At 43.5% G+C, this 2,033-nt stretch carries 3 protein-coding genes and 1 pseudogene; all 4 read right to left on the bottom strand.

The annotated features are described in order from the left end of the window. Window positions 1-266: 266 nt before the first annotated feature. Window positions 267-782, bottom strand: a complete 516-nt coding sequence (locus DWV53_RS15155) for a GNAT family N-acetyltransferase (RefSeq protein ID WP_118155441.1) — start codon at window positions 780-782, stop codon at window positions 267-269. 78 nt (window positions 783-860) lie between these two features. Then, the gene (locus tag DWV53_RS15150) at window positions 861-1,223 is read right to left on the bottom strand and encodes a DUF1016 N-terminal domain-containing protein (protein WP_118080413.1); all 363 of its coding nucleotides are present in this window, start codon (window positions 1,221-1,223) and stop codon (window positions 861-863) included. Window positions 1,224-1,545: 322 nt separating this feature from the next. Next, window positions 1,546-1,641, bottom strand: a complete 96-nt coding sequence (locus DWV53_RS15920; RefSeq protein WP_153072405.1) for a smalltalk protein — start codon at window positions 1,639-1,641, stop codon at window positions 1,546-1,548. A gap of 104 nt (window positions 1,642-1,745) precedes the next feature. Beyond that, window positions 1,746-2,033: pseudogene (locus DWV53_RS15915) on the bottom strand (DNA-binding protein); the annotation flags it as partial.

Genomic DNA, 2,033 nt, shown 5'->3' with positions numbered 1-2,033 from the left:
TGATGATATGAATGAATTCTTTGTTTCCATAATTGTTCTCCTAATTTTGGTACAAAAATACCACAAATATTTTTAATTGTGGTACTTTTGTACGGGAAACTTTTAAAATCCGCTCTTTTTTAATACATTCCAACAGTTTTATAGCTATTTTAGTACAAAAGAACCACAAATATTGCTGGTTGTGGTACTTTTGTACGGGATGATAGAATGGACAATGCATGGTTATTTGCCTCTTGATTTCTTTCTCATCATTCTATTTTTCTCCTTTATCCGTTGTACTTGAACACCTTGACCATTTCCTTGTCGCCACCCATGAGTTGGCTACATCTGTTCAGCATTCCGGTGTCAGAGAAACCGCATTTCTCCATGACTTTTCCTGATGCAGGATTGCCTGTGAAATGGTCTGCCCAAATGTTTTCGAAATGCTTCTCGTTGATGCAGTAGTCAAGCATCAGCTTCAAGGCTTCGGTGCAGATTCCTTGGTTCCAAAATGGCTTTCCTACCCAGTAGCCCACCTCACAATCGTTTTCTCCGATAGGGATGTTGCTGGTTTCATGGGTGTAGTAGCCGATGCAGCCGATAGCCTCGCCAGTCTCTTTCAACACAATCGCCCATGTCGTTTCATTATGGAAGAATGTCCGGATTATCTCCCGACTTTCCTCTACAGACTTATGCGCCGGCCATCCAGCACGTGGTCCTACGTCAGAGTCGGAGGCGTACTTGAAGAGCGCCTCTGCATCTGATTCCTGCCAATATCGAAGTAAAATTCTTTCTGTTTCCATCAGATTATTTCAATGAAATTCTTCGTTCTTTATTTTGTGTCTATTATCTTGTAGCAGAGATTTTTTGGGGGTACTAGCTTATCTTTCCACCCTTAAAATGCATCTCAAATGTGACCACGAAAGATTTTGCACACGCGCGTGCAAAATCTCCCAATCAGGAAAATATTGGTATAATTGCTTGAAATAGGCAAGGTTACGAACACCATAGCCGGAGCCGAACTCAGTCGTCAACTGCTGAGATATGGACTTGATGAGCTGTATTCCATAATCAGCACGCTGCTTGCCAAGCTGCTCTTCTTCAACAATACGTTTGCCAATTTCCCAGTTTGAGCGTATCAGGGTTTCGTTGATAGATTGATACGCCTTGTTTCTTGCCCTTGTGATGATGGTTCTGATATCATCTATGACATGTGCATCTATATTTATAATATTCTTTTCCATCTATATATTTTTTCATTTATTCAAGTTTCGTAAGTTTTGTCCCATACGCCCTGAACCAACGGTCACCGGCCGAAGGGAATTGAAAATCGCTGGCCGAAGGGTAAAGCAAAGGTAAAGTGCAGAAGCCCCTAGCCCAGGGCCTTCAGCCCGTACTTGAACCACATGCGAAAGTTCAATTATTAATTTTTAAGGCAAAGATAATAAAAAAAAGGGAAATGAGCAAAAAAATGATGATTTTTTACTCATTTCCCTTTAACTTTCTTTGTAAATCCTTAATGACCTTAATGACCATGACCTTAATGACCGGATTTCTCAGTTTTCTTTATCCCATGCAGCTCGTTACTCCGAGCGTAGTAGCGATAGCGGTCAGAATGCTGATGGCTATCTGAAGAATTGTTTTCCAAGTGTTCGCTTTCATTTTTTTTGAATGTTGAATGTTGAATGTTGAGTGTTGATTTTTTTTGGGGGGGGGGGCAGATAGGCTAGGCTAGGGGCTAGCACCCTAGCCAGTCTATCCTTGGACTATTCAAGGCCGTCGCCAGTATCGTCCTTGCCGGTAGTACCGCCGCCTGATTCAGAGCCTTGGCCTTCGCTGCCGGTCTGACCGGTGTTTGAACCACCTGGAGTAGAACCGCCTGGCGTATTATCCGGAGTAGTTGGCGCGTTGAGGTCAACGCTGGTCTTACCCTCCTTAATCGCCTTGATAACGGCTGCCTGAGCACTGCGACTGGCTACGAGGTTGAACTCGGCGTCATCGCGAAGATTCTTAAACTCCTGACCTGGCTCCCACTGAACCTTCACACCGGTGAT

The organism is Segatella copri, assembly GCF_003465495.1.
Classification (GTDB): Bacteria; Bacteroidota; Bacteroidia; order Bacteroidales; family Bacteroidaceae; genus Prevotella; species Prevotella copri_G.
Note: the sequence above shows the minus strand (reverse complement) of the source record. Positions and strands in the feature narration are given on the sequence as shown.

What these genes read in the sequence shown, in the direction of transcription:
- DWV53_RS15155 (WP_118155441.1), bottom strand. Translation starts at nt 782, where the DNA reads ATGGAAACAGAAAGAATTTTACTTCGATATTGGCAGGAATCAGATGCA.
- DWV53_RS15150 (WP_118080413.1), bottom strand. Translation starts at nt 1,223, where the DNA reads ATGGAAAAGAATATTATAAATATAGATGCACATGTCATAGATGATATC.
- DWV53_RS15920 (WP_153072405.1), bottom strand. Translation starts at nt 1,641, where the DNA reads ATGAAAGCGAACACTTGGAAAACAATTCTTCAGATAGCCATCAGCATT.